Source organism: Pseudoalteromonas aurantia (assembly GCF_005886875.1).
Taxonomy (GTDB): domain Bacteria; phylum Pseudomonadota; class Gammaproteobacteria; order Enterobacterales; family Alteromonadaceae; genus Pseudoalteromonas; species Pseudoalteromonas aurantia_A.
In genome coordinates this window covers 1-1,257 of the sequence record NZ_PNBY01000104.1, presented here as the reverse complement: position 1 = coordinate 1,257, position 1,257 = coordinate 1, and the positions used below count along the sequence as shown (strand labels likewise).

Annotated in this window: 1 protein-coding gene; it reads left to right on the top strand. The window is 42.6% G+C overall.

Features of this window, described 5'->3' with window-relative positions:
* Window positions 1-71 precede the first annotated feature (71 nt).
* A protein-coding gene (locus CWC18_RS18025; RefSeq protein ID WP_212747741.1) for an IS3 family transposase occupies window positions 72-1,249 on the top strand; the annotation gives its coding sequence in 2 pieces (ribosomal slippage) (window positions 72-327 and window positions 327-1,249; 1,179 coding nt in all).
* Window positions 1,250-1,257: the final 8 nt, after the last annotated feature.

Below are 1,257 nucleotides of genomic sequence, written 5' to 3'. Positions count from 1 at the left end.
TGTAATGGTACATTGAATTTGGCCACCTGATTAGAGGTGATATAATCACCATAACTTAATTAGGTGTAATAATGGCAAAACAAACACGACCAAAATACTCTCCTGAGTTTCGTTTAGAAGTCGCACAGCAAGTAGTGGATGAGCAGCGCTCAGTTCGAGATGTTGCTGAAGCACTGGGGCTTGGAAAATCTACCGTTGATAAATGGGCGAGACAGCTTCGCCAAGAGCGTCAAGGCAACTTATCTAGTGTAACTCCCATAACGCCTGACCAGCTTAAAATTCGTGAGCTAGAACGTAAATTAAAGCGACTGGAAGAGGATAATGAAATCTTAAAAAAGGCTTCAGCTCTCTTGATGCAGGACTCCATCAAAGGTTTGCGATGATACGGTCATTTCAAGAGAGTTGGCCGGTAAAGCGCCTCTGTCATCTATTTAAAGTTCAACGTAGTAGCTTCCGTTACTGGCGTAAAAGGCCACAACATATAAATCCTGAACGTCTACGCTTGATTGCACAATTAAAGCGTTGGTTTGGGATAAGCCATGGCTCGGCAGGCCAACGCACCTTAGTTCAGTTGCTAAAGGATTCAGGATTTAACGTTAGTCGTTGGCTCGTGCGTAAGTTAATGAAACAGAATGACTTAGTGAGTCGTCAGCTACCTTCACACAAGTATGCAAAAGCTGAAAAGCTTCACTTAAGCATTCCTAACTTGCTTGAGCGTGAGTTTAACGTATCAACACCAAATCAAGTGTGGTGTGGTGATGTAACTTATGTTTGGTGCGGCTCTCGGTGGGTTTATCTAGCAGTCGTTATTGATCTTTATGCTCGTAGAGTTGTTGGTTGGGCAACATCGACAAGACCTGATAGTGAACTGACTAAAAAGGCATTAAGAATGGCTTATGAGAGCCGGGGAAATCCAAAAAGAGTTATGTTTCATAGCGATCAAGGTTGTCATTATACGAGTAAAACGTTTAGGCAACTCATCTGGCGCTATGGCATGAAACAAAGCTTATCTCGTCGAGGCAATTGCTGGGATAATGCGCCAATGGAACGCTTTTTTAGAAGCTTTAAAACTGAGTGGATGCCAAGAGTAGGATATAAAAATCTAACAGAAGCAACAGGCGAAATATCACAATATATCGTGGGCTACTACAACCGTTACCGACCTCATAGGCATAACGACGGCAGCTCACCTATAGCGAAAGAAAAACAGTATTGGAAAACTTATAACGAGGTGGCCAAAAATGATTGACCACTACA